Origin of the sequence: Streptomyces zaehneri, from assembly GCF_032248645.1 — a bacterium.
GTDB classification, from domain to species: domain Bacteria; phylum Actinomycetota; class Actinomycetes; order Streptomycetales; family Streptomycetaceae; genus Streptomyces; species Streptomyces coriariae.
This window is the reverse complement of sequence record NZ_JASTTJ010000006.1, coordinates 72,417-97,683: the sequence shown is the minus strand read 5'-3', so window position 1 is coordinate 97,683 and position 25,267 is coordinate 72,417. Positions and strand designations below refer to the sequence as shown.

Genomic DNA, 25,267 nt, shown 5'->3' with positions numbered 1-25,267 from the left:
GACCGCCCGGACTGTCCCCGTAGTCGGAGATGTCGTCTTGCACCCATCCGCCCGCTCTACAAGCGAGCGTGATCGTATCACCACAAGATGGAGTCACAGACCGTCAATATGCGTACGGAGGTGAACATTGACGGATCGTCAGCGGGTTCTGCGAGCAACGGCGGAGTGACCGGGAAGTGACCCCGCAAGCGAGATGGCACACAGCCCGACAGGACAACCGATAAACGGGCTTCCGCGACATTCCGGAGGCAAGGGATACGGAAACAACAAAACCCGCACCCGGCGGAACGCCGAATGCGGGTAATTGACCGTTCACCGAACGGAAGCCGCTCGATACGGAGAGTGAGAGTGTCCGAGGGGGGACTTGAACCCCCACGCCCGATAAAGGGCACTAGCACCTCAAGCTAGCGCGTCTGCCATTCCGCCACCCGGACAAGGTGTTGCCGCTGCGTGAGTTACCCCCGCGGCGACAGGCACAACAATACCAAGGTTTCGGAGTGGGTCTCACCTGCATATCCGCTGGCCGCACGGGTGACGGGACCGCCATACGGGCACCTCGCACCGGGTGACCGGGTGGTGACTTCACCGTCGGCTCCTCGACGGGCATCCGCAGCGCCCGCGGCAGCGCGGCCGCCGCCCGCTCGCCCAGCGGGGCGAGGAACCGGCGCTCCGCGGCCCGGCGCGCCGTCTCGGGCCGCTCCGGGCAGCCCGGACGGCCGGCTCGCGGCCGTCCACCCCGTACGGGACGAGCCCCTGCGCCGGCTCCCCGGCCGGTTCGGCCTGTGCGTGCTGGAGGAGGCGGGCGAGCCGGTACTCCTGGAGCACCGGCGGCGCTTCTCGCTCACTCACCCCGCCCCGGGAGTATCGGTCCGTACCCGTCACCGGTCGCTTGTCGCACTGGTGATCGAATCCGAGGGGCAGTGCCCCGCCCCCTGTGCGGCCGGCCGAGGCACTGCCGCGGCCTCGGCCCGCTGTCCGTCCGGCGCGTGGTCAGGGCATCAGCTGGTAGTCCGGGAAGTTCCCGGGCAGCCTCTCCCCCGTCGGCCCCTGTGTCACCGCGCGCACCAGCAGCTCCCCGCCGACGAACGCGCCCCGCCAGGACGCGCCGAGACCGCCGAAGAGCTCGTCGCGGTCGCCTCGGGAGCGGGCGGTGCCATGACCGGCCTTGAACGCGCGGATCTGTGGGGCCAGCCGTTCGAAGGTGCTCCGGTCGTCCGTGGACAGGGTGGCGACGAGTGCGCCGTTGGACGCGTTCATGGCGGCCAGCAGCTCCGCCTCGGTGTCGACCAGGACGATGGTGTCGACCGGGCCGAACGGCTCCGCGTGGTGCAGCGGCGACGACGGCGGTGAGGCAGTACACCCCCAAGGAGGGCAGCGCGTACCCCCGTCCTGTGGATGATGTGGTTCTGTCTGCTGTGCACGGCCGGGATCAACATCTTCGGCATCGCCTTCCAGGTGCCGTTCGGCAAGGACATGGGCTTCGCCGGGGGGATCGTGGCCACGGCCATGTCCCTGAAGGCGATCGTCAACGGCACCGGGCGCGGCGTCATCGGCTGGATCTCCGACCGTTACGGACGCCGCCACACCCTGATCATCGTCTGCCTGGTGCTCGGTACCGCACAGTTCGGGGTGCTGGTCTGCGGCCAGATGGGCAGCATGCCGCTCTTCCTGTTCTGCTCCATGGTCTCCGGCTTCGGCGGCGGTGCGATCTTCCCGCTGTTCGCCGCCATGACCGCGGACTGCTTCGGTGAGAACAACAACGCCAGCAACTACGGCATGGTCTACAGCTCCAAGCTCGTCTCGGGCCTCGTGGGCTCCGGAGTCGGCTCGATCGTGGTCGGCGCGTGGGACTACGAGGGCGCTTTCGTCCTGGCGGGCTGCATCGGGCTCGCTTCCTCGGTACTGGCGCTCTTCCTGAAGGCACCGGGCAGGCCGGCGGCCGGTCGTCGCATCGTCCCCAACCCGCATCCGCTCGGCGAGGAAGCGGCCTGACATGCGCGCGCGTCCGGTCAGCGCATGGGGCGCCAGGCGCTCAGCACTTCTCGCGCAACGCGTGCAGGTGCGCGCTCGACTTCCGTGCGAAGGCGAACGACTCGACCGGGTTGTCGTGCTCGGCCTGCCAGTGGTGGGCCGGCCGCTCACCGCGCAGCCGGGTCACGGCGGAGATGAACCGCTGGTAGTCGATGTCACCGTCCCCGACGTCGGTCATCCGGTACCCGAACTGGTTCGAGGGGTCGCTGACGCCGTCCTTGACGTGGAAGAGCGGATAGCGATGCGGCTGCCTCAGTACGTAGTCCAGCGGCTCGAAGGGCGCGGCCGTACCGTCGGCCCGCTTCGAGAAGCGGAACTGTCCGGCATACGCCCAGAAGATGTCCATCTCCAGGAACACCAGGTCGGGGTCGGTCTCGGCGAGCAGCACGTCGTAGAGACGGACCCTGGGGCTGTCGGTCGCGAAGCCGAACTCGTCGGAGTGGTTGTGCTGGTAGAACTTCATGCCGCGGGCCCGCGCCGCCGCTCCGTACGTGTTGAACTCCTCGGCCGCGCGCTTCCACGCGTCGACGGTGGACCCGTAGCGGAACGGCCCGGAGGCGGTGCCGATGTGCTTGAGGCCGAGGGCCTGGGCGTCGTCGAGGACCTTGGTGAGGTTCTGGGCGAAGGTGTAGGCGTTCGGGTCGTCGGCGTAGTAGCCGACGTGGCTGCCGATCGGCGTCAGTCCGTTGTCGCGTGCCAGCCGCTTGAGCTGGGCAAGGGTGATCGGGCCCGCGGAGCCCTGGGTGTAGCCGGCGAACTCGACCTCGTCGTATCCGTACTTCTTCAACTCGGCGAAGACGGGGGCGAAGCCCAGCGTGGAGACCTTGTCGCGCAGGCTGTAGAGCTGGATGCCGAGCCGGCCGGGGGGCAGGACGGGACGGCCGCGGCCGGTCGTGGAGGCACCGGTGCCGGTGACGGGCGCCGCGCCGGCGGGCGAGGCGGCGGCTCCCAGCAGCGCGGCCGCGGTGGCTCCCGCTGCGACGCCGAGCATGCCTCGTCTGGTCAGGCGGCGGGTGAGTTCGGGGTCGATGTCGCGGATGCGGCTCATGTCTGGAACTCCTCGGGATCGGAGGGCGTTGTCAGTGGTGAGTGCTTCACTTGTGACATTCGGCAACCGGTCAGCACAGACCGGCCAGTTGGAGCAGCAGTGCTTTCACGTCGGTGGCCGCGACGCGGTCGCCGAGCGAACGGGGGGTGGAGCAGATGAGGAGCGGACCGTCGTCGTCGCTCGCGGGAAGGCGGCCGTGGCTGCCGCGAATAGGTGACGGATCGAGGGGCACCACCGCCATGCGGTAGCGCAGGCCGAGCTTCTTGCGGGCCAGCGCGCCCGCCGCCTTGACCTTCACGTACGGGTCGAGCGGATCCATGAACAGCTCGGCCGGGTCGTAGCCGGGCTTGCGGTGGATCTCCACCAGCTGCGCGAAGTCGGGCGCGCGGGCGTCGTCGAGCCAGTAGTAGTACGTGAACCAGGCGTCCGGCTCCGCCACGGCGACGAGTTCGCCGGAGCGCGGGTGGTCCAGACCGTGGCTCTTCTTGCCCTCGTCACCGAGGAGTTCACCGACACCGGGCAGTCCCTCCAGCACCTCCCGCACGCGGGGCAGGTCCTCGGGACGGCGCACGTAGACGTGGGCCAGCTGGTGATCGGCGACCGCGAAGGCACGGGACGCCATCGGGTCGAGATACTCCATGCCGTCCTGGGTGTGCACCTCGAGCAGGCCCGCACGGCGCAGAGCGCGGTTGATGTCCACAGGCCTGCTCACCCGGGTGATGCCGTACTCGGACAGCACGACGACCGTACGGCCCTGGGCCCGGGCGTCGGCCAGAAGGGGGGCCATGGCCGTGTCCAGGGCGGCGGCCGCCCGGAGGGAACGGGGGTCGTCGGGGCCGAAACGCTGGAGGTCGTAGTCGAGGTGAGGGAGGTAGCACAGGGCCAGGTCGGGATTGCGGGTGAGCAGGATGTGGCGGGTCGCGTCGACGATCCACCGGCTGGAGACCAGGTCCGCGCCCGGTCCCCAGAAGTGGAAGAGGGGGAAGGTGCCGAGCTTTTCGGTGAGTTCGTCGTGCAGGGCCGCGGGGCGGGTGTAGCAGTCGGGCTCCTTGCGGCCGTCGGCGTAGTAGATCGGCCGGGGGGTGACGGTGTAGTCGGTGTCGGCGCCCATGGCGTACCACCAGCAGATGTTGGCGACCGTGTAACCGGGATACGCCCGCCGGGCGGCGTCCCACAGCTTGTCGCCGGCCACGAGAGCGTTGTGCTGACGCCACAGCAGGACGTCGCCGAGCTCGCGGAAGTACCAGCCGTTGCCCACGATGCCGTGCTCCGCGGGAAGCGTGCCGGTGAGGAAGGTGGACTGCGCGGCACAGGTGACAGCCGGCAGGACGGTCCCGAGCGGTGCGAGGGAGCCCGCCTGGGCGAGGGTCCTGAGGTGCGGCATGTGATCGAGCAGGCGGGGGGTGAGACCGACGACGTCGAGGACGAGGAGGGGCACGGGCGTCCTCGGGACAGAGGCGCGGGCGTGGGGTCCGGGCCGGTCCTGGGGCCCGGTGTCGCCGGATGCCGGGCTGCTCATGGGAGCTCCTTGAGGCCGAGGTCGGTCAAGAGGTCGCGTGCCAGGGCGAGTTCGGCGGCGATGCCGTCGGCGAGCTGGGCTCGGGCGCGGGGCCGCAGTTCGGGTGGGGGGGCCTGCCAGGTGTAGGTCTCGACCTCGAGGTGACGGGTCAGCGGGTGCGGGCCGCCGACCAGGCGGGTCAGCGCGGCTTTGAGTACGGGGAGCGTGGAGGTGAGGGGCGCGGCGGGGGCCGCGTGCAGCGGGACGTGGAAGTGGGCGCGCCAGGGCCCGGTGTCCGGCAGAGCGGAGCCGCCCAGTGCCTCGCCGAGGTCGTCGGTACCGCGCAGGCCGGTGGCGGTGAGGGTGCGGGTCTGGTGCAGGAAGCGGGGTTCGTCGAACGCGGTGAGAGCTTCGCGGACGGCGGGCAGACGCGGGTGTTCGGCGTGCAGGGCGGCCGACAGCTGGGATTTGACGACGGGGACGCCGGTTTCGGCGAGCGCGTCCAAGGCGGTGTCCGGGTCTTCGAAGGAGGTGGCGAGATGGCAGGTGTCGACGCAGACACCGATACGGGGGTGGCCGACGGCCGCGAGCGGGGCGAGGGCGTCGGCGGTGGTCTCGACGGTGCAGCCGGGTTCCGGTTCCAGGCCGACCCGGACGGAACGACCGGTCAGCTCCTCCAGCGCGTCCAGGCGCTCGGCGAGGGTGCGCAGGGCGGAGTGGGCCGTCGCGGCACGTGCCGCGCTCCAGGCGGTGCGCCAGCCGAGCGGAAGGGTGGAGATGGTGCCCTCGGTGACATCGTCGGGGAGAAGCCCGGCGAGGACACGGGCCAGTGCGGTGGTGTACTCCAGGCGTTCTGCGTCTGCCCAGTCGGGCTTGTACACGCGGTACTTGACCTCCTCGGCGCCGAAACCCTCGTACGGGAAACCATTGAGGGTCACGACCTCGAGGCCCCGCCGGTCGAGTGCGGTGCGCAGGCCGCGCAGGGCCGACGGATCGGAGTCGAGGGCCCGGGCGGCATCCCTGGCGAGCCACAGCCCGACACCGAGCCGGTCGCGGCCGAGGCGGCGCCGGACGGGTTCGCAGTGGTCGCGCAGCTGTGTGAGGACACCGTCGAGGGTCTCGGCGGGGTGCACGTTGGTGCAGTAGGCGAGGTGGACGGTGGTGCCGTCGGGGTGCCGGAAGCGCATCGTTCACTCCCCGCCGCGCAGGATGGAATTGCCCTCGTGGGCGGGGTCGGGGGCGCTCACCTCGAGGGCGAGACGGCCGCTGAGGCCGTAGAAGGCGACGGGGTTGCGCCACAGGACGAGATCGACGTCGTCCTCGGTGAAGCCGGACGCGAGCATGAGGTCGGCGACCCGCCGGGTCTTGAGCGGGTCGCTCCTGCCCCAGTCCGCGGCGCTGTTCACGAGGACCTTCTCCGGCCCGTACAGGCGGAGGATCCCGATCATGCGGGTCTCGTCCATCTTGGTGTCGGGGTAGACGGAGAAGCCCAGCCAGCAGTCGGCGTCCTTCGCCTCCTTCACGGTGGTCTCGTTGAGGTGGTCGAGCAGGACCCGGTCCGGCGGCAGGGCGGATTCACGGACGACGTCGAGGGTGCGGCGCAGTCCGGCGAGCTTGTCGCGGTGCGGGGTGTGCACGAGAGCCGGCAGGGCGTGGCCGGCGGCCAGTTGGAGCTGGGCGGCCAGGGCGGTGTCCTCGGCGGGGGTCATCGAGTCGTAGCCGATCTCGCCTACGGCCACGACGTGGTCCTTGACGAGATAGCGCGGCAGCTCCTCCAGGACGGCGGCGCAGCGCGGGTCGTTGGCCTCCTTGGGGTTGAGGGCGAGCGCGCAGTGATGGGCGATGCCGTACTGCGCGGCCCGGAACGGTTCCCAGCCGAGAAGGGAGTCGAAGTAGTCGAGGAAGGAGGCGGTCGAGGTGCGGGGCTGTCCCAGCCAGAAGGCCGGCTCGACGACGGCGCGGACGCCGGCCGCGTGCATCGCCTCGTAGTCGTCGGTGGTGCGCGAGGTCATGTGGATGTGGGGGTCGAAGATGCGCATCAGGACTCCTTGCCGTGGGGGTGGGCCGGGCGGTGGGGACTGCCCGCGCCAGGGGGGTCCGTGCGGTGGAGGTCCGGGGTGGGTGCGCCCGAGCCGGTCGAGGCAAGAGGATTCGGATCGGGCAGAGCCGTCGGGCCGGGCAGAGACGTCGGATCGGGCGGAGCCATCGGATCGGGCAGACCGGTCAGAGTCAGGACGCGGTGCAGATCGCGGGGTACGGGGCGGCCCGCGGCGGTGCGCTCGGTGGCGTAGTCGCCGAGCATGCGGGCGAGTTCGGCGTCGGCGCGGGCGCGCTGTTCGAGGCCCGCCACCTCGTCGACGGGTACTCCGGCGAAGAGACACTTCAGGACGGCATGGCGCCAGGCGTGCGCGTCGAGGTGACGGGCGGCGTAGGGGCCGACGGCGGCCGCGACGAGCCGGGTGTCATGGGTGCGCAGGGCGTCCTCGACGAGCGGGAGGGCGTCGGGCCCGGACACGAGATGGGGCAGCGCGTGCAGGACCGCGCGACGTTCCTCGGCGGTGCCCTGGAAGTACACGCGGGCCAGCGACTCCGGGTCGGCTCGGGCCGCGCGGAGGATGAGCACGCGGGCGGCGTCGGCGTAGCGGCTGCCGCAACGGCGCCCGGCCTCGGCGAGGCGTAACTCCCACACCGAGATGGGCCCATGGCTGCCCGGGTGGGCGGCGGCCTCGTCGAGGGCTCGGCGGAACCAGACGCGGGCGGGCGCCTCGAGATGGGTGTCGAGGTGGCGGTGCAGGGCGTCGAGGGGTGTGCGGGCCGGGGTGGTGCCCGCGCGTGCCGCTTCCGGGAAGGCCGAGGCGGCGTGGGGGTGGGTCATGGAGTACTCCCTTCCGGGGTGGCGGAGGGCTCGCCAGGTGGCGCGACGGGCGGGTTCGCTGCCCGGGACGGGCGGCTCGGGAGTGAGGGGGCGGCAGGTGTCCGCTGCCGGCCGGAAGGCCCGATGGCAAGGCCGTGGGCCGGGACGGCGGTTGGGCCGACGGTTGCAGGGGCGGTCGTGCCGGCGGTCGGGACCGGGGAGCGGGGCGACTTCGGATCGGCGTGGTCGGCGAGGGTGACTTGAGCGGATGCCGCCGCCTGGCGGAGCAACGGGAGGGAGGCTTCGGCGTGGTGGGGGCCGGCGTGGGAGTGGCGGGGCAGTTCGACGACCGTCAGCCCGCGGTAGCCGCTGTCGGCGAGAGCGGCCAGGACGGGCGGGAAGTCGATCTCCCCCTCCCCGAAGGGAAGGTGTTCGTGGACGTCACGGCGCATGTCCTCGATCTGGACGTGACGCAGCCATGGGACCGCCGCGCGTACGCAGTCGGCGGGCGGGAGTGGCTCGATGCACTGACAGTGGCCGATGTCGAGCGTGAGGCCGAGGGACGCCGGGTCGTCCAGGGCCCGGCGGAGTCGGTGGAAGTCGGCGAGGGTGGCCAGGAGGTGACCGGGTTCGGGCTCGATGGCGAGGGGGATGCCGGCGGACGCGGCGGCGTCCAGGACGGGGGCGAGAGTCGCGGCGAGGCGCTGCCATGCGGTCTTTGTCGGCGTGCCTGGCGGGAGGGTTCCGCTGAAGCAGTGGACGGCGTGCGCGCCGAGTTCCCCGGCGATCCGGACGGCGCGGAGCAGCAGGTCGACGCGGCGGGCGCGGTCGTCGGGCTCCGGGTCCAGGAGGGAGGGGCCGTGCTTGCGCCGCGGGTCCAGGACATAGCGGGCGCCGGTCTCGATGGTGACGTCCAGCCCGAGGACGTCCAGTCGGTGCGCGAGGTGTCGCACGCGGACGGCGAGGTCCGGGGCGAACGGGTCGAGGTGCATGTGGTCGAGCGTCAGTCCGACACCGTCGTAGCCGATGTCGGAGAGCAGGGCGAGGGCGTCGTCGAGGCGGAGATCGGCGAGGCCGTTCGTGCCGTAGCCGAAGCGGAGCGGGAGCGAAGGAGGGAGCGAGGAGGAATGCGGGGGCGAATGCCGCGATGCCAGGGGCCGCGACGAGGGCGGGTGCGGGGTGATCGCGTTCGGGGCCTTCTCGTCGGGGCCGTGCTCGCGGCTCGTAGGTCCGGGGTTCATGTGATGCTCACCCGCCGCGCGAGTCTCCGGGCGACCGGTGCCAGGGCGGCCGTGAGCAGCGCGATGGCCGTGGCAGCGGTTGCTCCCGAGCGGGCGATGAGCGCGGCCTGGAGGGGAATGGTGCCGCGGATGCCGGCGCCGACGGCTTGTTGGGTGAGTGGAGGGGACGGGTTGAGGGAGGCGTGCAGGTAGGAGCGGGCCGTGGTGGTGGCGTAGGCGGCGGCGAGCGCTGCGGTCAGCGGGGCGGCCGAGCGCTGTGCGGTTCCTTGCTGTGGTCTCCCACGGTGACCGTGCAGCCGCCCGTGGGGTGACCGCCGGTGCGGTGGCGTGCCGGGTGGCGGCCGACGCTGCACCAGCCAGGTCAGTGCCCCTGTCGTGGCCAGGGCGGCCAGGGCTGCCGCCGGCGTGCCCTCGCGGGTCTCCTGACGGGACAGGGTCGTGACCGCGAGCGTGTGCGTGGCCAGGAGGACGGCGGAGGGCAGGGCCGAACGGGCGCGTCCCCCGGTGGCCGCGGCACCCAGGAGGACGTCCAGGCCACGGGCGGCGGCCATGGCGAACGGGCCTGCGGGCGTGTGCTTCAGGGCCAGGTCGTAGGACCAGACGGTGGCCGCGAGCGGAGCCGCGACCAGCAGCGCCGGGCGGCCCGCCCGGGCGGCCAGGGCGAGACCGGCGACGGTGAGGCCGCACGCCGCCGCGAAGGCGGCGGTGGGGCTCACACGGCCGGACGGGAGAGGGCGGTGCGGGCGATCGGCGGCGTCCTCCGCGCGGTCCGCCCAGTCGTTGAGAAGCATGCCGGCCTCGTACAGACAGCAGGAGGAGCCGACAGCGAGCAGGGTCCGGTGGTCGGGGCGCCGGGTCAGCGCGGCGGCGCCCGCCAGCGCGTCGCCGGGGACAGTGAACAGCGCGGGCAGCCGCAGCAGTTCGGCCCAGGCCCGCACGCGCGCGCGGTCCCGCGCCGCGGCACCGCCCACCGCATCGGGCGTCCCACCCGGCGTACAGGCCTCCGAAGCCGCCCACCCATCCGGCGTACAGGCCTCCGAAGTCACCCTCCCGTCCGGGGTGCCGGCCTCCGAAGCCGCCCACCCGTCCGAGATACCGGTATCCGCAGCCACCCTGCCGTCCGGCATACCGGCCTCCGAAGCCACCCAACGGCCCGACGCACCGGCATCCCCAGGCATCCCCCCGTCCGGCACGGTGGCCGCGGCCATCCCCCCGTCCGGCACGGTGGCCGACGCGTCCGCTCGTCCCTGAACTCCACGCACCGCATCGCCCCCGCTCATCCCGCCTGCCCGCCCGACCTCGTCGTGCGGTCGCGCCGTGCCCCGGGCGTCTGGCGTTCGCCGGTCTCGCCAGTCCCGTCGCCGCCTCCCCCGCCGCCCCTCAGCCGTCGGGCGAACCGCTCCAGTTGCGCGTGTTGCTCCGCCAGGGCCGACGGCGCTTCGCCCACGGGGTCCTTGAAGAAGAAGGCGAGTTCGCCGAGCGGGCCGGACAGGCCGGCTTCGTGGGACCGGGCGGCGAGGCGGGCCAGGTCGAGGACGAGCGGTGCCGCGAGCGCGGAGTCGCAGCCCTGCCAGATGGTCTGGAGGATCATGCGGGTACCCAGGAAGCCGTCGAAGGCGACGTGATCCCAGGCGGTTTTCCAGTCCCCCAGTACCGGAACGTCGTCGATGTGCACCCGGCCCTCGGGAGCCGTCCCGAGGGTGTCGGCGAGGACGCGTTCCTTGCCCGCGTTCTTCGCCTCGGCGGCGGCCGGGTCGGCGAGGGCGGCCCCGTCACCTCCGCCCAGGAGATTGGTGCCGGACCAGGCCCGGACGGCCAGTGCCCGCTGAGCGAACATCGGCCCCAGGACGGAACGGAGCAGCGTCTGCCCGGTCTTGCCGTCACGGCCCGCGTACGGCAGCCCGCTCGACTCCGCCACGGGGACCAGCGCGGGGTGGTGCAGTCCCGTGGACGGGGTGAAGTTCACGTACGGGCAGCCGGCTCGCAGGGCCGCGGCCCCGTAGAGAGAACTCGGCGGCAGCCCGGAGCCGGTCGCCGCCGGTTCGGTCGAGGCCACGTTCACCACCACCGCGCGCACGAGACCGCGCCGCCGTACGAAGTCGCCTATGTCGGCGGCGAACTCCGCGATCAGCCGCTCGTCACTGCGGGCGTCTCCTGGAACAGGGCCTCCGGGCCTGATCTCCCCATCGGCGGCGCTGAGTTCGGCCTCGACTGCCGCAGGCAGGCCCACCGGGAGGACTCCTCCGGCGGCGAGTTGCTCAGCGCGTTTGGGCAGAGGGCAGTCGGTCGTGTCGTGTCCGCCGAAGACGAGGGAGGACAAGGCGGGCAGGCCGCTGTCGGCGAAGGCGGGCGTCTCGGTGACCAGGCCCGTCGGCGGGTGCAGGCCGGCCGTGACGGCGGCGCACCCCGCGACCACGGTGGTGGCCACGGAACCGCGGGCCCCGATCAGCCAGACGCCGACGCGCGGGGGGCGGGAGAGGGACGCGGACATGGGCAGCCTCCTTGTCGTGCGCGAACCCCGGAGTACGAGGCGGGAGGAAGGGAGAACAAGGGAGAAGAAGCGAGAAGAAGCGAGAGGAAGACGAACGGCGCTCAACCGCGGGGAAGTTCGGCGTGATGAGGAGCCGGGGTGGTGACGGCGGGCGGGGGTACGGCGTCCCCCGCCCGCCGCCGTTCAGTGGCCCTGGTCGGGCAGTTCCCTGATCCGGACGTCACGGAAGGACACCTGGTCGTCGGCTCCGTGGTTCTGAAGGCCGAGGTGTCCGTCGCGCAGGCTCCGCGCAGGATCGGTATTGGTGAAGTCGTTGATCTTCACGCCGTTGAGCCAGACTCGCAGGCGTTCGCCCTCCACCCGGATCTCGTACGTGTTCCACTCCCCCGGCGGGTTCAGCGCGCGGTCCCGCTTCTTCAGGTCGGCTGACCGGAAGCCGTACACCGACCCGGTGGTCTTCTCGGGGACGTCGGTGGCGTCGATCTGGATCTCGTAGCCGTTGTTCACCGCGGACCACGGGTCGTCCGACGGCGGGAAGCCCACGAACACACCGGAGTTGTCGTCGCCAGGATCGCCCGGGCCGGCGGCGGTGGTCCTCCAGTCGAGCTTCACGGAGTACGCCCCGAAGCCACGACCGGCATACCAGAGCAGACCCACTCCGCCGGTGGACGTCAGCGTGCCGTCGTCGGAGAGGGTGAAGGAGCCGGGTCCGGCCTGCCGCCAGCCGTCCAGGGACGTGCCGTCGAAGAGTGGACGGTATCCGTTCTCCGGTCGGCAGTCGGCCTGCACATCGCCGACCGCATACAGTATTCCGCCCAGCAGGTGTCTACGGAATACAGGATCCGCGTAGGACTCCTTCGTGTGGCCGCCCCCGGTGTAGAAGGCACGGCCGCCCTGATAGTTCTGGCACCAGGCGATCGGATGGTCGCCGTTCATGGTGCCGCCCGTGTAGGACCGTTCATCGAGCGAGGCCAGGACGTGCGCCCGCTCGCGCGGGTTGGAGCGGTAGTTGTACCACTCGTCGGTGCGGTTCCAGGTGCGGGCGAGCCCCGAGGTCGCCGGGTGGGCCCGGTCCTCGATGTCGACCGTCGCCGGCTGGATCGCCGGATGCGACTGGAACCGGGCCCCGACGAGGCCGCCGTAGAACTCCCAGTCGTACTCGGTGTCGGCCGCCGCGTGAACCCCCACATATCCGCCGCCGTGTTGGATGTAGCCCTCGAAGGCGGCCTGTTGCGCTGGATCCAGCACGTCCCCGGTCGTCGACAGGAAGACGACGGCCTCGTAGCGTCGCAGGTTCCCCGGCGTGAAGGCGCCCGCGTCCTCGGTGGCGTCGACTCCGAAGCCGCCCGTCGCGCCGAGTTCCCGCACCGCGGCGAAGCCGTCCGGGATCGAGTCGTGCCGGAAGCCGGCGGTCTTGGAGAAGACCAGCACCCGTTTCCCGCTGTTTCCCTTCCCCATGCCGTTGCTCCCGATGTCCCCCGAGTGTGAGGCAGCCGGGCCCGAGACACTGCCGAGGAGCAGCGTCGCGCCCACGACGACGGTGGCCAGTCGGCGGGTTGCGTACATCACGTGCTCTCCTCTCAGCCGGTTGTGAAGGTGAAGTCGTCCACGTCGAAGAGAGCGCCGGTGCCGCCCTTGAAGACGAGGTGGAGCGTGGTGGTGCCGCGGGGGGTGCGGGACAGGTCGGCGCCGACGTCCTGGAAGGTCTCCCAGCCGCCGGTCACCGGGACGGTCGCCTTGCCCAGCAGGGTGCCGGTCGGCGAGCCGGCGCGGATCTCCAGCGTTCCGCCCGCGCCCCCCGAGGAGACACGTGCCGTGACCTTCGTGGCGTTGCCGAGGACGTACGGCGTGAAGGAGATCCAGTCACCGTTGTCGATGTCGCCGACCGTCCTGCCGCCGTGGGCGACGTCCTTGGTGATGACCGTGACGCCGGACGAGTCGCCGAAGTGCTCGGCCTGGCGGTGGCGGGGCTGAAGGACGTTCTGGTCGTGCGAGGTGAGCGGGGCCTGGCCGCCGCCTCCGCCGTCGCTGTACTCGGCGTCGAGGACTCCGAAGATGTTGGCGTCCTCGTCGTGGCCGCCGTCGGCGCTGGTCTGGAGAGTTCCGGTGCAACCGGTTGCCGACGTTACCGGGTGACCGTGGCTGTCGTGACCGAGGACGAACGTGACCTCGACCTTGGAGCAGTCGATCGCCTTGCCGTCCTCCGGGTCGGTGACCTTCACCTTGAACGGGATCGCGTCGCCGAAACTGAACAACTGACCGTCCTTCGGCGATTCCAGCACCACCTTCGGCGCCGTGTTCCCCACCACGATCTGCACGCTCGCGCTGCCGGTACGGCCGGAGCCGTCCTCGGCGGTCAGGGTCGCGTTGTACGTGCCGTTCCTCTTGTAGTTGTGCGTGGGGTTGGCCGCCGTCGAGGTGCCGCCGTCGCCGAAGTCCCAGTTGTAGGTGAGCGCGTCGCCGTCCTGGTCGGTCGTTCCGGCGGAGGAGAAACGTACCTTCAGAGGGGCCTGTCCCGACGTGCGGTCGGCTGCGGCCTGGGCGACCGGGGAGTGCCCGTCGGTGGCGTTCTCGATGCGGTACAGACCGGAGTGCTCGTCACCGCCGAACCAGGCGGTGCCGTAGTCGAGGACGTACAGCGCCCCGTCGGGCCCGAACGCCATGTCCATCACCTGGGTGCCGGTCCACGGGACTGCGTTGATCGACCGCACGGCGCCGTTCGCATCGCTGACGATGCGCTTGATCCAGCGCCGGCCGAACTCACCGGCGAGGAAGTTCCCGTCGTAGGCCTCCGGGAACTTCACCGGCGAGTCGACCGAGGCGTCGTAGTGATAGACGGGGCCGCCCATCGGGGACTCGGAACCGTCGCCGAACTCGGGTACCGACGGGCCGTCGTACGGAATCCAGGCGGGCTGGGCCGGGGGGAGGTCGGTGATGCCGGTGTTGTGCGGCGAGGTGTTCTTCGGGGCGGCACAGTCGAAGGGCGCACCGGATACACCCGTCGCGAAATCGTATGCGATATACGGATCATTGTCGCCCGTACAGAACGGCCACCCGAAGTTGCCGGGCCCGGTGACCCGTGCGAACTCGACCTGGCCGGCCGGACCACGAGCCGGGTCTGCCGCGCCGGCATCGGGGCCGTAGTCGCCCACGTAGAGGATGCCGGTGGCCTTGTCGACGCTGAATCGGAACGGGTTACGGAAACCCATCGCGTAGATCTCTGGCCGCGTCCTGTCCGTACCGGGCGCGAACAGGTTGCCGTCCGGGATGGTGTACGAGCCGTCGGTGTTCACCTTGATGCGCAGGATCTTGCCGCGCAGGTCGTTGGTGTTGCCGGAGGAGCGGCGGGCGTCGAACGCGGGATTGCGGTTGTCGCGCCCGTCGATGGGCGTGAAGCCGTCCGACTGGAAGGGGTTGCTGTCGTCGCCGGTGGACAGGTAGAGGTTCCCTGCCGCGTCGAAGTCGATGTCGCCGCCGACGTGGCAGCACAGGCCGCGCGAGGCCGGTACGTCGAGGATCCTCGTCTCGCTCGCTGCATCGAGCGTCCCGTCCGCCCCGAGCACGAAGCGGGAGAGTCGGTTGACACCGTCGAAGGGAGCGAAGTCGGCGGCTGTTCCGGTCTCTGGGGCATCGCCCGCCGGGGTACTCAGGGGCGGTGCGTAGTAGAGGTAGATGAAACGGTTGGCTGCGAACTCCGGGTCCACCCCAATGCCTTGGAGGCCCTCCTCGTCGTGGGAGTAGACGTCGAGCTTTCCGGCCAGTCGGGTGTTGCCGGCGGCGTCGGTGAGCCGGAGTTCGCCGTCGCGTGAGGTGTGCAGGACGGAGCGGTCGGGCAGCACGGCGAGCGACATGGGCTCGCCCACCTCGGCCTCTCCCTTGGCGAGGGTGACCTGCTGGAAGTCCTCGGCTGCCGTGACCACCGGGTCGGCGACGGCTGCGCCGACCCGGGGTGCGGTGAGAGTGAGCGAGGCGCCGGCCAGCAGGGCGCCGCTCAGGAGGGCGACGGCTCTGCGCAGCGATGGACGTCGTCCGCGGGTCTCGGCTCTGCGGGTGCCGGTGGTGGGGTCGTTCCCGTGCACGGATGCCTCCAGAGTGGGGCTGGTTGTACGGGCGGGTGCGAATGCCGGGATGCGCCGTCATCCCGGTGACGGATGAACACTCAGGTGAGCCTGTGGGGGGCTCGGTCGCCTCGCTTCGCTCAGCGGGCTCAGTTGCCGAACGCCGCGTCGAAGGACGCGGAGGGCGGCTCGAAGTCGAATGCGCGCAGGCGGGCGAGGGCCTCGGGGGCGCCCTGGAGCCGGTCCATCCCGGCGTCCTCCCACTCCACGGAGATCGGGCCCTGGTAGTCGATCGAGCGCAGCATGCGGAAGACGTCCTCCCAGGGGACGTCGCCGTGGCCGGCGGAGACGAAGTCCCAGCCGCGTCGCGGGTCGCCCCAGGGCAGATGGGAGCCGAGGCGGCCGTTGCGGCCGTCCAGACGCCTGCGGGCCTCCTTGCAGTCCACGTGGTAGATGCGGTCGCGGAAGTCCCACAGGAAGCCGACCGGGTCGAGGTCCTGCCACACGAAGTGGCTCGGGTCGAAGTTGAGGCCGAACGCCGGTCGACGGTCGACCGCCTCCAACGTGCGTACGGTCGTCCAGTAGTCGTATGCGATCTCGCTGGGGTGCACCTCGTGCGCGAACCGCACTCCCTGCGCGTCGAAGACGTCGAGAACGGGGTTCCAGCGCTCGGCGAAGTCCTCGTAGCCCCGCTCGATCATCGACTCGGGCGCGGGCGGGAACATGGCGACCAGATGCCAGATGGCGGAGCCGGTGAAACCGATCACCGTGTCGACCCCGAAGGCGGCCGCGGCCCTGGCTGTGTCGGCGATCTCGGCGGCGGCTCGCCGCCGGACGCCCTCCGGCTCGCCGTCGCCCCAGATACGGGCGGGCAGGATGGCCTGGTGGCGTTCGTCGATGATGGCGTCACAGACCGCCTGCCCCACCAGATGGTTGGAGATGGCCCAGCACTTCAGCCCGTACTTGTCGAGGAGTTGATGGCGAGACTCCACGTACCCGGGATCCGAGAGTGCCTTGTCGACCTCGAAGTGGTCGCCCCAGCATGCGAGTTCGAGCCCGGCATAGCCGAAGTCGCGGGCGAGGCGGCAGACCTCTTCCAGGGGCAGGTCGGCCCATTGGCCGGTGAAGAGTGTGAACGTACGCGGCATGCTCCAGGCGCTCCTTGGTCCTCAGTCCGCTATCGGGGTGTAGACGGAGTTCTTCTCGGCGCTCTCCTCGACCGCCGCCAGGACGCGCTGAACCTGCAGCCCGTCGGCGAAGGAGGGTTCGGGGCGGCTGCCCTCGGCGACCGCGTGCACCAGGTCGCGGACCTGGTGGACGAAGGTGTGCTCGTAGCCGAGCCCATGGCCCGGCGGCCACCAGGCGTTCAGGTAGGGGTGGTCCGGTTCGGTGACGAGGATGCGGCGGAAGCCGGCGTGTGTGCTCGGTTCGGTCGCGTCGTGGAACCAGAGCTCGTTCAGGCGCTCCAGGTCGAAGGCCAACGAGCCTCGTTCACCGTTGAGTTCGAGACGCAGGGCGTTCTTGCGTCCGGTGGCGAACCGGGTCGCCTCGAAGGAGGCGAGCGCGCCGGAGGTGAAGCGGCCGGTGAACAGGGCCGCGTCGTCCACGGTGACCGTGCCGGTGCCGTCGGCGGAGGCCGCGCTCAGGCCGCTCGTCGGACCCCCGGGCAACGGCCGCTGCCGTACGAAGGTCTCGGTGATCGCGGAGACTCCCGCGAGCCGCTCCCCCGCCAGATGCTGTGCGAGGTCGACGATGTGCGCGCCCAGGTCGCCGAGCGATCCGGAGCCGGCCAGTTCCCTGCGCAGTCGCCACGTCAGCGGGAACTCGCGGTCTACCAACCAGTCCTGAAGGTACGTCACACGAGCATGACGCAGCGTGCCCAGTCGGCCTTCGGAGACCATCCGCCGCGCCAGCGCGGTGGCCGGGACCCGCCGGTAGTTGAAGCCGACCATCGCCAACTGACCCCTCGCGTGGGCTGCTTCGGCCGCGCGGGCCATGGTCTCGGCCTCCTCGACGGTGTTCGCGAGGGGCTTCTCGCACAGCACGTGTTTGCCGGCGGCCAGCGCCGCCAGAGCGATCTCGGCGTGGGAGTCGCCGGGGGTGCAGATGTCGACGAGGTCGACGTCGTCCCGGGCGATCAGAGCACGCCAGTCGGTCTCGGTAGCCGCCCAGCCGTGCCGGTCCGCCGCCGCCCGCACGGCGGAGGGGTCGCGGCCGCAGATCACGGCGAGGACCGGACGGCGGGGAAGATCGAAGACTCTGCTCGCGGTACGCCAGCCCTGGGAATGGGCGGCGCCCATGAACGCGTATCCGACCATCCCCACACGGAGCGGCTGCTTGCCCGCCTCCGGTCCTGCTGACTGCTGCGGCTGTTCCATACGGTTGTCCTCCTTGTCGTCGTGGCACGGGGGGGTGGGACGCTGTCCGGCACAAGGGCCCGGCCGTCCGGCGGATGCCCAGGGGGAGCCGGTGTTGCCGGACGGGGCTGATGCCGCCCGGCGCGCGGGTTCGGCTCGGACGGGGCTCGCTCGGGCGGCGCGGCAGGCTCGTCGGGCCCGGCCTTTCCCGGTCGACGGGGTGGACGCGGTGGACAGGGTGGACGGGGTGGACGGGTCGATGCGGTGGACGCGCTGCATGCGGTCAACGCGGTGGATGCGGCCCTTCGGACAGTGCTCGGCCCGCGGACCCGGTGGCCTCCTCCAGGGAGAGTTGACGACCGCGCACGCAACGTTCCGAGCGGGGAGGAACCCCACGGAAGTCGGTGACTCCCGCACCACCCGCGCGGTTCAGGCCGCCCGGCCGAGTGCCCGGCGCACGGAGCCCGGGGCCGCTCCCTCGTCGCCCGTATCCCGTACTTCGTATCCCGTAGCCGACAGCCCGTGTACCGCTGCCGAACCGGGTGGCCTGTGACCGCCCCCCGGACACAGCACGCCCTACTTGAAGCCGGTGGACATGTACTGGTCGACGTTGGTCTTGTCGACGACCGCCGAGTAGAGGGTGATCGAGGCGGGGATCTCGTACTCGGCGAGACCGCCGACGCCCTTGCCCTGGCCGAGCGCGCGGGCGAGGTCGATGGCGGAGGCGGCCATGGTCGGCGGGTAGAGAACGGTTGCCTTCAGGACACCGTTGTCCTGCTTGATCGCCTGGAAGGCCGCGAGCGCGCCCGCTCCGCCGACCATCAGGAAGTCGTCACGTCCGGCCTGCTCGATGGCGCGCAGCGCGCCCACGCCCTGGTCGTCGTCGTGGTTCCACAGAGCGTCGAACTTGGACTGCGCCTGGAGCAGTTGGGCCATCTTGGCCTGCCCCGACTCGACCGTGAACTCGGCGGCCTGCCGAGCTACCTTCTTGATGTTGGGGTAGTTCTTCAGCGCGTCGTCAAAGCCCTGGGTGCGCTGTTTGGTGAGCTCCAGGTTGTCCAGGCCGGCGAGTTCGATCACCCGGGCGTCGGACTTTCCCTTGAGTTTCTCCCCGATGTAGTGCCCGGCGTTGAGACCCATTCCGTAGTTGTCGCCACCGACCCAGCACCGGTACGCCTGCGGCGTGTTGAAGATCCGGTCGAGGTTGACGACGGGGATGCCCGCGCGCATCGCCTTCAGACCGACCTGGGTGAGGGCCTTGCCGTCGGCGGGCAGCACGACCAGGACGTCGACCTTCTTGTTGATGAGGGTCTCGATCTGGCCGATCTGCTGGGCGGTGTCGTTCGATCCCTCGGTGATCTCCAGCGTCACGTCGGAGTACTTCTTCGCGCGGCTCTCCGCGTTGTCGTTGATGGCGTTGAGCCAGCCGTGGTCGGCCTGCGGTCCGGCGAAGCCGATGGTGACCTTCTTGCCGGGCTTGTCGTCGGCGGCCGGCTGGTCGTTCGCGGCCGGTTCCTCGTCCTTGGAATCATTGCTGGTGCAACCCATGAGGAGGGTCCCGGCCGAGACCGCGGCGGCCCCGAAGAGCATTCCTCTGCGACTGGTGAAGCGGTTCGTGAACGGTGTCGGTTCTGGCATGACGGTGAACCCTTTCCTCAGGTCGTGCTCGCGGTACGGCGCTGGACCAGCACGGCGGCGACGATGATCGCGCCCTTGGCGATCTGCTGGACGTCGCTCTGCAGGTTGTTCAGGGCGAAGATGTTGGTGATCGTGGTGAAGATCAGTACGCCGAGCACGGAGCCGGTGATGGTGCCGCGCCCACCGTTGAGCAGCGTGCCGCCGATGATCGCGGCCGCGATGGCGTCGAGTTCGTAGAGGTTGCCGTTGGTGTTCTGTCCCGAGCCGGACAGGATGATCAGCAGGAAGGCGGCTATGCCGCAGCACAGGCCGGACAGCAGATAGAGGTACAGCCGCTGGCGGCGTACGTCGATGCCGGCGAGCCGGGCGGCCTCGGCGTTTCCGCCGACGGCCACCGTGCGGCGGCCGAACGTGGTGCGGTTCAGCACCAACCAACCGATGACCGTCACGATCGCGAAGACGATCACGAGCGGCGGGACTCCGAGCACATAGGCGTCGCGCTCGCCCAGGTCGAGGACGCCGTCCACGGTCACGATCTGCGTCCGGCCGTCCGTGAGCTGGAGGGCAAGTCCGCGGGCGGAGGCCAGCATGGCGAGCGTCGCGATGAACGGCACCATCCCGCCATAGGCGATGAGCAGACCGTTGACCAGGCCGCAGCCCAGTCCGACGATCACCGCCGTGAAGAGGATGCCCGCGAAACCGTATTCCTGGGTGGCGACCGTGGTCGCCCACACCGAGGCCAGCGCGACGATCGCGCCGACCGAGAGGTCGATGCCTCCGGAGGTGATGACGAAGGTCATCCCGACGGTGACGACACCGATCACGGACCCCTGGGTGAGGACGAGTTGCAGGTTGCGGGTGTCGAGGAACTCGTCCGGTTTGGTGAACCCCCCGATCACGACGAGCGCGGCGAGCACGCCGAGCAGGGAGAGGGTGCGGACGTCGGCGCGGGCCACTGTGGTGCGCCAGGCCGGGGGCGGGATCTGCGACACCTTGTCGGTGCTGTCCCGCGGTGGGGAGACGGGCTGCGTCATGACGCCGGGCTTCCTTCCATGACGAGATCGAGTACGCGGTGTTCGTCCAGCTCATGGGCGGGCGCAGTGTGCACGACGCGGCCTTCGCGGAGCACCAGCACTCGGTCGGCGAGACCGAGCACCTCGGGCACCTCACTGGAGACCAGCAGCACGGCGAGGCCTTCGTCAGCCAGTCGACGGACGACTGCATACAGTTCGGCGCGGGCACCGACGTCGACGCCGCGCGTCGGCTCGTCGAGGAGCAGGACCCGGCAGCCACGCAGCAGCCAGCGGGCCAGGACCGCCTTCTGCTGGTTGCCGCCGGACAGTGTGCGCACGGGGACGGACGGATTGTCGGGGCGCAGCGACAGCTCACGCGTCGCGGCCCGTGCCGCACCCCGTTCGGCACGCCGGTCGATCCAACCCCCGCGTGAGAAGCGGGACATGGAGGAGACGGAGACATTGCGGGTGACCGACTCCAGCATCAGCAGGGCCTGTGCCTTGCGTTCCTCGGGGGCCAGTCCGAGCCCGGCCCGGACCGCCGCCCGCACACTGCCTGGACGCAACGGCCTCCCGTCGACGAGGACTTGACCGGCACTCGGCTTACGCGCTCCGTAGATCGTCTCCAGGATCTCCGACCGCCCCGAGCCGACCAGTCCGGCGAGCCCGACGATCTCCCCGGGACGCACGGACAGGTCGAGGGACGCGAACTCACCTTCCCGCGCGAGCCCTCGTACTTCCAGCACGGGTGTCCCGGCGGCGGACCCGCCACCTACGCCTGCGACTCCTGCGGCACTGTCCGTGGCGGCGACCACGTCACGCGACGGCCGCTCGGGGAAGACGTACTCGACGTTGCGCCCCGTCATCAACGCGACGACCTCGCGGGTCGGCGTCGTCTTCGCCGGGAGCCCGCCTGCCACCGCGCGGCCGTCCTTCAGTACGGTCACGCGGTCGCCGATGCGGCGGATCTCCTCGAGCCGGTGCGAGATGTAGACGACGGCCACCCCGTCGGCGGTCAGGTCGCCGACGATGCGGAACAGGTTGTCGACCTCGTCGGGATCGAGCGCGGCGGACGGTTCGTCCATCACGATGAGCCGCACGTCGTGCGAGAGCGCACGCGCCATGGAGACGATCTGCTGTTGCGCCGCCGACAACTCCCCCACCAGCCGGGCAGGATCGATCTCGGCATGCCCGAGCCGCTTCAGCAGGGCGCTCGTCGAGGCGCGCGCCAGCTTGCCCCGCACGACGAAACCGGCGGCCGTGGGTTCATGTCCCAAGTGGACGTTCTCGGCCACCGACAGGTGCTCCACCAGGTCGAGTTCCTGGTAGATGGTGGCGATGCCGAGGCGCATGGCTGCGATCGGGGAGCGCAGGGTGACGGGGTCGCCCTGCCAGCGGATGACGCCGTCGTCGGGCTGATGGGCGCCGGCCAGAACCTTGATGAGGGTGGACTTGCCGGCACCGTTCTGGCCGAGCAGGCAGTGCACCTCACCGGCCTGGACGGCGAGGTCGACGCCGTCCAACGCCCGTACTCCGGGAAAGGACTTGGTGATGCCGGACATGCTGAGCAGGGGTGGTTCTGTTGCCATGTGGGTTCCCCTCGGCGGACGTGCGGGCCGGAGTCAGGGCAGAACAAGTCGTTGTTCTCAGGGCAGAGCAGAGCAGGGCGGAGCAGTGCGGGAAGGGACAGGGTGGAGCGGGTCAGGACGGAGCGACACGCTGTGCTGGTGAGACCGTGCCGGGTGGCGGCTTACGCGGGTGAGAAGAGGTGGTCGCTGATCAGCCGGGCCGCGCCGATGACACCGGCGGTGGGGCCCAACTCCCCCAGGACAATGGGTAGGTTGCCGGTAGCCAGGGGCAGCGACTGGCGGTACACCTGGGTACGGATCGCGGCGAGCAGAGTGTGGCCGAGGCCGGTCACCCCGCCGCCGATCACCACCAGGCCGGGATTGAAGAACGAGACGAGTCCGGCGATGACCTGGCCGACACGATTGCCGCCCTCGCGGATCATCTCCAGGGAGGTGGCGTCTCCCGCGGCCGCCGCGGCGGCGACATCGACGGCGGTGAGGCCGCCGTTCGTCGCCAGCCGTGCCGCGAGTTCCGCCGAGAGACCCTGCTGGGCCGCCTCCAGCGCGTCCCGGGCCAGGGCCGCACCGCTGAAGTAGGCCTCCAGGCAACCCCGGTTGCCACAGGCGCACGGCCGGCCGTCGGGCACGGCCTGGATGTGCCCGATGTCCCCCGCGCTGCCGGTCGTACCGCGGTAGACATGGCCGCCGACGACGATGCCGCAGCCGATCCCGGTGCCGATCTTGACGCAGAGGAAGTCGGCGACGGTGCGGGCGACGCCCGCGTGCTGCTCCCCCATCGCCATGAGGTTCACGTCGTTGTCGACCATCACCGGGCAGCCCAGCTCCTGGCTGAGCGCCTCTCGCACGGGGAAGCCGTCCCAGCCGGGCATGATCGGCGGTGCCACCGGCACACCTTCGGGGAAACGAACCGGCCCGGGTACGCCGATGCCGGCGCCGTCGAAGCCCTCGGCGAGTCCCGTCGCCCTCAACTTCGCGGCCATGGACAGGACTTGCTCGAAAACCGCGACCGGACCCTCACGTACGTCGAGGGGCTGGTTGAGGTGTCCGAGGGTCTCCAGTTCGGCGTTGGTGACGGCGACGTCGACCGAGGTCGCGCCGATGTCGACGCCGAGGAAGCGCAGCCCGGGGTTGAGCCGGACGTTGTGGGAGCGGCGGCCGCCGCGCGAGGCGGCGAGTCCGTCGGCGACGACCAGCCCCGTCTCCAGCAGCCGGTCCACCTCCACGGCCAGCTTGGACCGTGACAGGTCGACCTGATCACCCAGTTGCGCTCGGGAGTTGGGGCCGCCGTCCCGCAACAGCTTGAGCAGCCGGGCCTGATGGGCGTTCGCGGGTCGCGCCGTCATACGTCTCACGAGCCCCTCCCCGCCTCAGTTCGGCCACCCGTGTCGGGCTTTCGAAGGGAACGTAGCAGCGCCCGCCGAACCTGGGAAGAAGCTGTGCACGGATTGCCGTCAACTTTCTCCACTCGCAGGACAAAGAGCGGAACCGACGCACCCGGAACCGGTCGAAGCCCGGCGAGACACCCGTCCCGGGGCAGGCTCAGGACTTGGGGCGGTCGTGATACGAACGGCGGGTGTGCTCGGTGTGTTCACGCATCAGCCGGGTGGCCGACTGCTCGTCGTGGGCGGCGATCGCCGCGATCAGGTCGCGGTGCTCGATCCAGGACTGATTACCGCGCTGCCGCGCGATCGGCGTGTAGTACCAGCGCACCCGGCGGTCCACCTGGGCCGCCAGCTCGGCGAGCACCGCGTTGCCCGCGAGCTCGATGATCTTCGCGTGGAAGCGGGCGTTCAGGGCGACTGCGGTGTCCACGTCGTCACCTGCCACGGCCAGCATGCCCTTGGCCAGGATCTCGTCCAGCGCTTCGATGCCGGCCTTGTCCGCGTGCGCCGCGGCGAGCCGCGCGGCCTCCGCCTCCAACAGCGTGCGAACGGTGAGGAGTTGATCCGCCTCGTCCTCGGTCGGCTCGTGCACGAACGCGCCCTGGGCGGGCCTGAGGTCCACCCAGCCCTCGGTGTTCAGGCGCTGGAGCGCCTCGCGCACCGGCTGCCGTGAGACACCGAGATGCGTGGCGAGCTCGCTCTCGACGAGATGCTGGCCGGGCTGAAGGGCGCGGGTGGTGATGAGCTCGAGCAGTGCCTCGTAGACGCGGTCGCGCAGCGGGCCGGGGCGTTCGAGTTTGGGCACCGCGCCCTGCGGCAGTCCTGTCGACAACATCGGTCGGTCCCCCTCCTGGGCAACACCGGGCAACTGCAACCGGAAAGCCACCTGTCGATTGACGTACTCGGCCGTCCGCAGCCGATCGACTGTCCACAGCCGAGTATCGATTGTCTTTCGTCTACAGTCTACGGCGCACAGTAGCCAGAGCCGGGCACAGTCGATCGCGTCACACTACGCCGTGCCCCACCCGCGGAAATCCACCCGCGACCGCGTCCCGGCCCCGCTCACGGGCAGCGCACGACCTGTCCCGCGTACGACAGGTTGCCGCCGAAGCCGAACAGCAGTACCGGGTCCCCCGTGGAGACGGCGCCCTGCTCGACGAGCTTGGAGAAGGCGAGCGGGATGCTGGCGGCGGACGTGTTACCCGATTCGGTGACGTCACGCGCGACCACCGCGTTGACGGCGCCGATCTTCTGCGCGAGGGGTTCGATGATGCGCAGGTTCGCCTGGTGCAGGACGACGGCGGCGAGGTCCGCGGGGGTGAGGCCCGCCCGCTCGCAGGCCTGGCGCGCCAGCGGCGGCAACTGGGTGGTGGCCCAGCGGTAGACGCTCTGCCCCTCCTGCGCGAACCGTGCCGGCTGCCCCTCGATACGTACCGCGTGCCCCATCTCGGGCAGCGAGCCCCACAGCACCGGTGAGATGCCGGGCTCCACGCCGTCGGGACAGGCCTCGATCACGGCGGCGCCCGCTCCGTCGCCCACGAGCACGCAGGTCGTGCGGTCGCTCCAGTCGGTCACCTCGGACATCTTGTCGGCGCCGATGACCAGGGCACGGGTCGCGGCGCCCGCGCGGACCGTGTGGTCGGCGGTGGCCAGCGCGTGGGTGAAGCCGGCGCAGACGACGTTGACGTCCATCGCGGCCGGCCGCGGGATGCCGAGGCGGGCGGCGACCCGGGCTGCCATGTTCGGCGAGCGGTCGACGGCCGTGGAGGTCGCGACCAGCACCAGGTCGATGTCACTCGGCGCGAGGCCGGCCGCGGCGAGCGCCTTGGCGGCGGCGTGCGCGGCCAGCTCGTCCACGGGCTCGTCGGGGCCGGCGATGTGGCGCGTACGGATGCCCACCCGGCTCCTGATCCACTCGTCACTGGTGTCGACCAGGCCCGCCAGATCCTCGTTGGTGAGCACCTTGGCGGGCTGGTAGTGGCCGACGGCGGCGATGCGCGAGCCGTTCATGGGGGTCCCCTCGTTGCCTTGGGTAGCGGGATCCACCAGTCTGATCAGTGACTCACG

The 25,267-nt window shown here is 70.8% G+C and carries 18 protein-coding genes, 1 tRNA gene and 2 pseudogenes; 1 reads left to right on the top strand and 20 read right to left on the bottom strand.

Going from position 1 to position 25,267, the window contains the following annotated elements; genetic code table 11:
- Window positions 1–349: 349 nt before the first annotated feature.
- Together QQM72_RS12330 and QQM72_RS12325 are read right to left on the bottom strand one after the other, a co-directional pair.
- Window positions 350–434: transfer RNA gene (locus QQM72_RS12330), tRNA-Leu, on the bottom strand.
- 556 nt (window positions 435–990) lie between these two features.
- Window positions 991–1,350: pseudogene (locus QQM72_RS12325) on the bottom strand (aldehyde dehydrogenase family protein); the annotation flags it as partial.
- On the opposite strand from QQM72_RS12325, the pseudogene QQM72_RS12320 reads away from it, so the two are divergent.
- Window positions 1,344–1,992, top strand: a pseudogene (locus QQM72_RS12320) (MFS transporter); the annotation flags it as partial. The pseudogenes QQM72_RS12325 and QQM72_RS12320 overlap by 7 nt on opposite strands.
- Window positions 1,993–2,032: 40 nt before the next feature.
- On the opposite strand, the gene QQM72_RS12315 reads toward QQM72_RS12320, so the two are convergent.
- From QQM72_RS12315 to QQM72_RS12230, 18 genes are all read right to left on the bottom strand, one after another.
- Window positions 2,033–3,079, bottom strand: coding sequence for a sugar phosphate isomerase/epimerase family protein (locus QQM72_RS12315; RefSeq protein WP_314220886.1), 1,047 nt, complete (start codon window positions 3,077–3,079; stop codon window positions 2,033–2,035).
- A gap of 70 nt (window positions 3,080–3,149) precedes the next feature.
- The gene (locus tag QQM72_RS12310; protein WP_314220885.1) at window positions 3,150–4,598 is read right to left on the bottom strand and encodes a nucleotide pyrophosphatase/phosphodiesterase family protein; all 1,449 of its coding nucleotides are present in this window, start codon (window positions 4,596–4,598) and stop codon (window positions 3,150–3,152) included.
- Window positions 4,595–5,764 carry a metabolite traffic protein EboE gene (eboE, locus tag QQM72_RS12305; protein WP_314220884.1) on the bottom strand — a complete coding sequence of 390 codons (1,170 nt, stop codon included), beginning with the start codon at window positions 5,762–5,764 and terminating at the stop codon, window positions 4,595–4,597. Before eboE ends, QQM72_RS12310 begins: the two co-directional genes overlap by 4 nt.
- A gap of 3 nt (window positions 5,765–5,767) precedes the next feature.
- Entirely contained in the window at window positions 5,768–6,616 is an 849-nt protein-coding gene (locus QQM72_RS12300; RefSeq protein WP_314220883.1) for a TatD family hydrolase, read from the bottom strand.
- Window positions 6,616–7,452, bottom strand: coding sequence for an EboA domain-containing protein (locus QQM72_RS12295; protein ID WP_314220882.1), 837 nt, complete (start codon window positions 7,450–7,452; stop codon window positions 6,616–6,618). The genes QQM72_RS12300 and QQM72_RS12295 overlap by 1 nt, the downstream gene beginning before the upstream one ends.
- Complete coding sequence (locus tag QQM72_RS12290) at window positions 7,449–8,672, bottom strand: sugar phosphate isomerase/epimerase family protein (protein WP_314220881.1); 1,224 nt, start codon at window positions 8,670–8,672, stop codon at window positions 7,449–7,451. The genes QQM72_RS12295 and QQM72_RS12290 overlap by 4 nt, the downstream gene beginning before the upstream one ends.
- Window positions 8,669–9,643 carry an SCO3242 family prenyltransferase gene (locus QQM72_RS12285; protein ID WP_314220880.1) on the bottom strand — a complete coding sequence of 325 codons (975 nt, stop codon included), beginning with the start codon at window positions 9,641–9,643 and terminating at the stop codon, window positions 8,669–8,671. Before QQM72_RS12285 ends, QQM72_RS12290 begins: the two co-directional genes overlap by 4 nt.
- A gap of 305 nt (window positions 9,644–9,948) precedes the next feature.
- The gene (locus QQM72_RS12280; RefSeq protein ID WP_314220879.1) at window positions 9,949–11,163 is read right to left on the bottom strand and encodes an inositol-3-phosphate synthase; all 1,215 of its coding nucleotides are present in this window, start codon (window positions 11,161–11,163) and stop codon (window positions 9,949–9,951) included.
- 183 nt (window positions 11,164–11,346) lie between these two features.
- A complete protein-coding gene (locus QQM72_RS12275; RefSeq protein ID WP_314221084.1) occupies window positions 11,347–12,729 on the bottom strand; it encodes a ThuA domain-containing protein in 1,383 nt (460 codons plus the stop codon).
- 14 nt (window positions 12,730–12,743) lie between these two features.
- Window positions 12,744–15,242 carry a carbohydrate-binding protein gene (locus QQM72_RS12270; RefSeq protein ID WP_314220878.1) on the bottom strand — a complete coding sequence of 833 codons (2,499 nt, stop codon included), beginning with the start codon at window positions 15,240–15,242 and terminating at the stop codon, window positions 12,744–12,746.
- A 128-nt stretch (window positions 15,243–15,370) separates the two neighbouring features.
- Window positions 15,371–16,369: a sugar phosphate isomerase/epimerase family protein gene (locus QQM72_RS12265; protein ID WP_314220877.1), complete on the bottom strand. Its 999-nt coding sequence runs from the start codon at window positions 16,367–16,369 to the stop codon at window positions 15,371–15,373.
- A 21-nt stretch (window positions 16,370–16,390) separates the two neighbouring features.
- A complete protein-coding gene (locus QQM72_RS12260; RefSeq protein ID WP_314220876.1) occupies window positions 16,391–17,599 on the bottom strand; it encodes a Gfo/Idh/MocA family protein in 1,209 nt (402 codons plus the stop codon).
- Window positions 17,600–18,154: 555 nt separating this feature from the next.
- Window positions 18,155–19,216 (bottom strand): substrate-binding domain-containing protein, encoded by a 1,062-nt coding sequence (locus QQM72_RS12255; protein ID WP_314220875.1) that lies wholly within the window; start codon window positions 19,214–19,216, stop codon window positions 18,155–18,157.
- Window positions 19,217–19,233: 17 nt separating this feature from the next.
- Window positions 19,234–20,250 carry an ABC transporter permease gene (locus QQM72_RS12250; RefSeq protein WP_314220874.1) on the bottom strand — a complete coding sequence of 339 codons (1,017 nt, stop codon included), beginning with the start codon at window positions 20,248–20,250 and terminating at the stop codon, window positions 19,234–19,236.
- On the bottom strand, window positions 20,247–21,818 hold the full coding sequence (locus tag QQM72_RS12245) for a sugar ABC transporter ATP-binding protein (RefSeq protein WP_314220873.1): 1,572 nt from the start codon (window positions 21,816–21,818) through the stop codon (window positions 20,247–20,249). Before QQM72_RS12245 ends, QQM72_RS12250 begins: the two co-directional genes overlap by 4 nt.
- A gap of 161 nt (window positions 21,819–21,979) precedes the next feature.
- On the bottom strand, window positions 21,980–23,161 hold the full coding sequence (locus QQM72_RS12240) for an ROK family transcriptional regulator (protein ID WP_142268154.1): 1,182 nt from the start codon (window positions 23,159–23,161) through the stop codon (window positions 21,980–21,982).
- 196 nt (window positions 23,162–23,357) lie between these two features.
- Window positions 23,358–24,035 (bottom strand): GntR family transcriptional regulator, encoded by a 678-nt coding sequence (locus QQM72_RS12235; protein WP_314220872.1) that lies wholly within the window; start codon window positions 24,033–24,035, stop codon window positions 23,358–23,360.
- A gap of 227 nt (window positions 24,036–24,262) precedes the next feature.
- Entirely contained in the window at window positions 24,263–25,210 is a 948-nt protein-coding gene (locus QQM72_RS12230) for a beta-ketoacyl-ACP synthase III (RefSeq protein ID WP_314220871.1), read from the bottom strand.
- Window positions 25,211–25,267 lie beyond the last annotated feature (57 nt).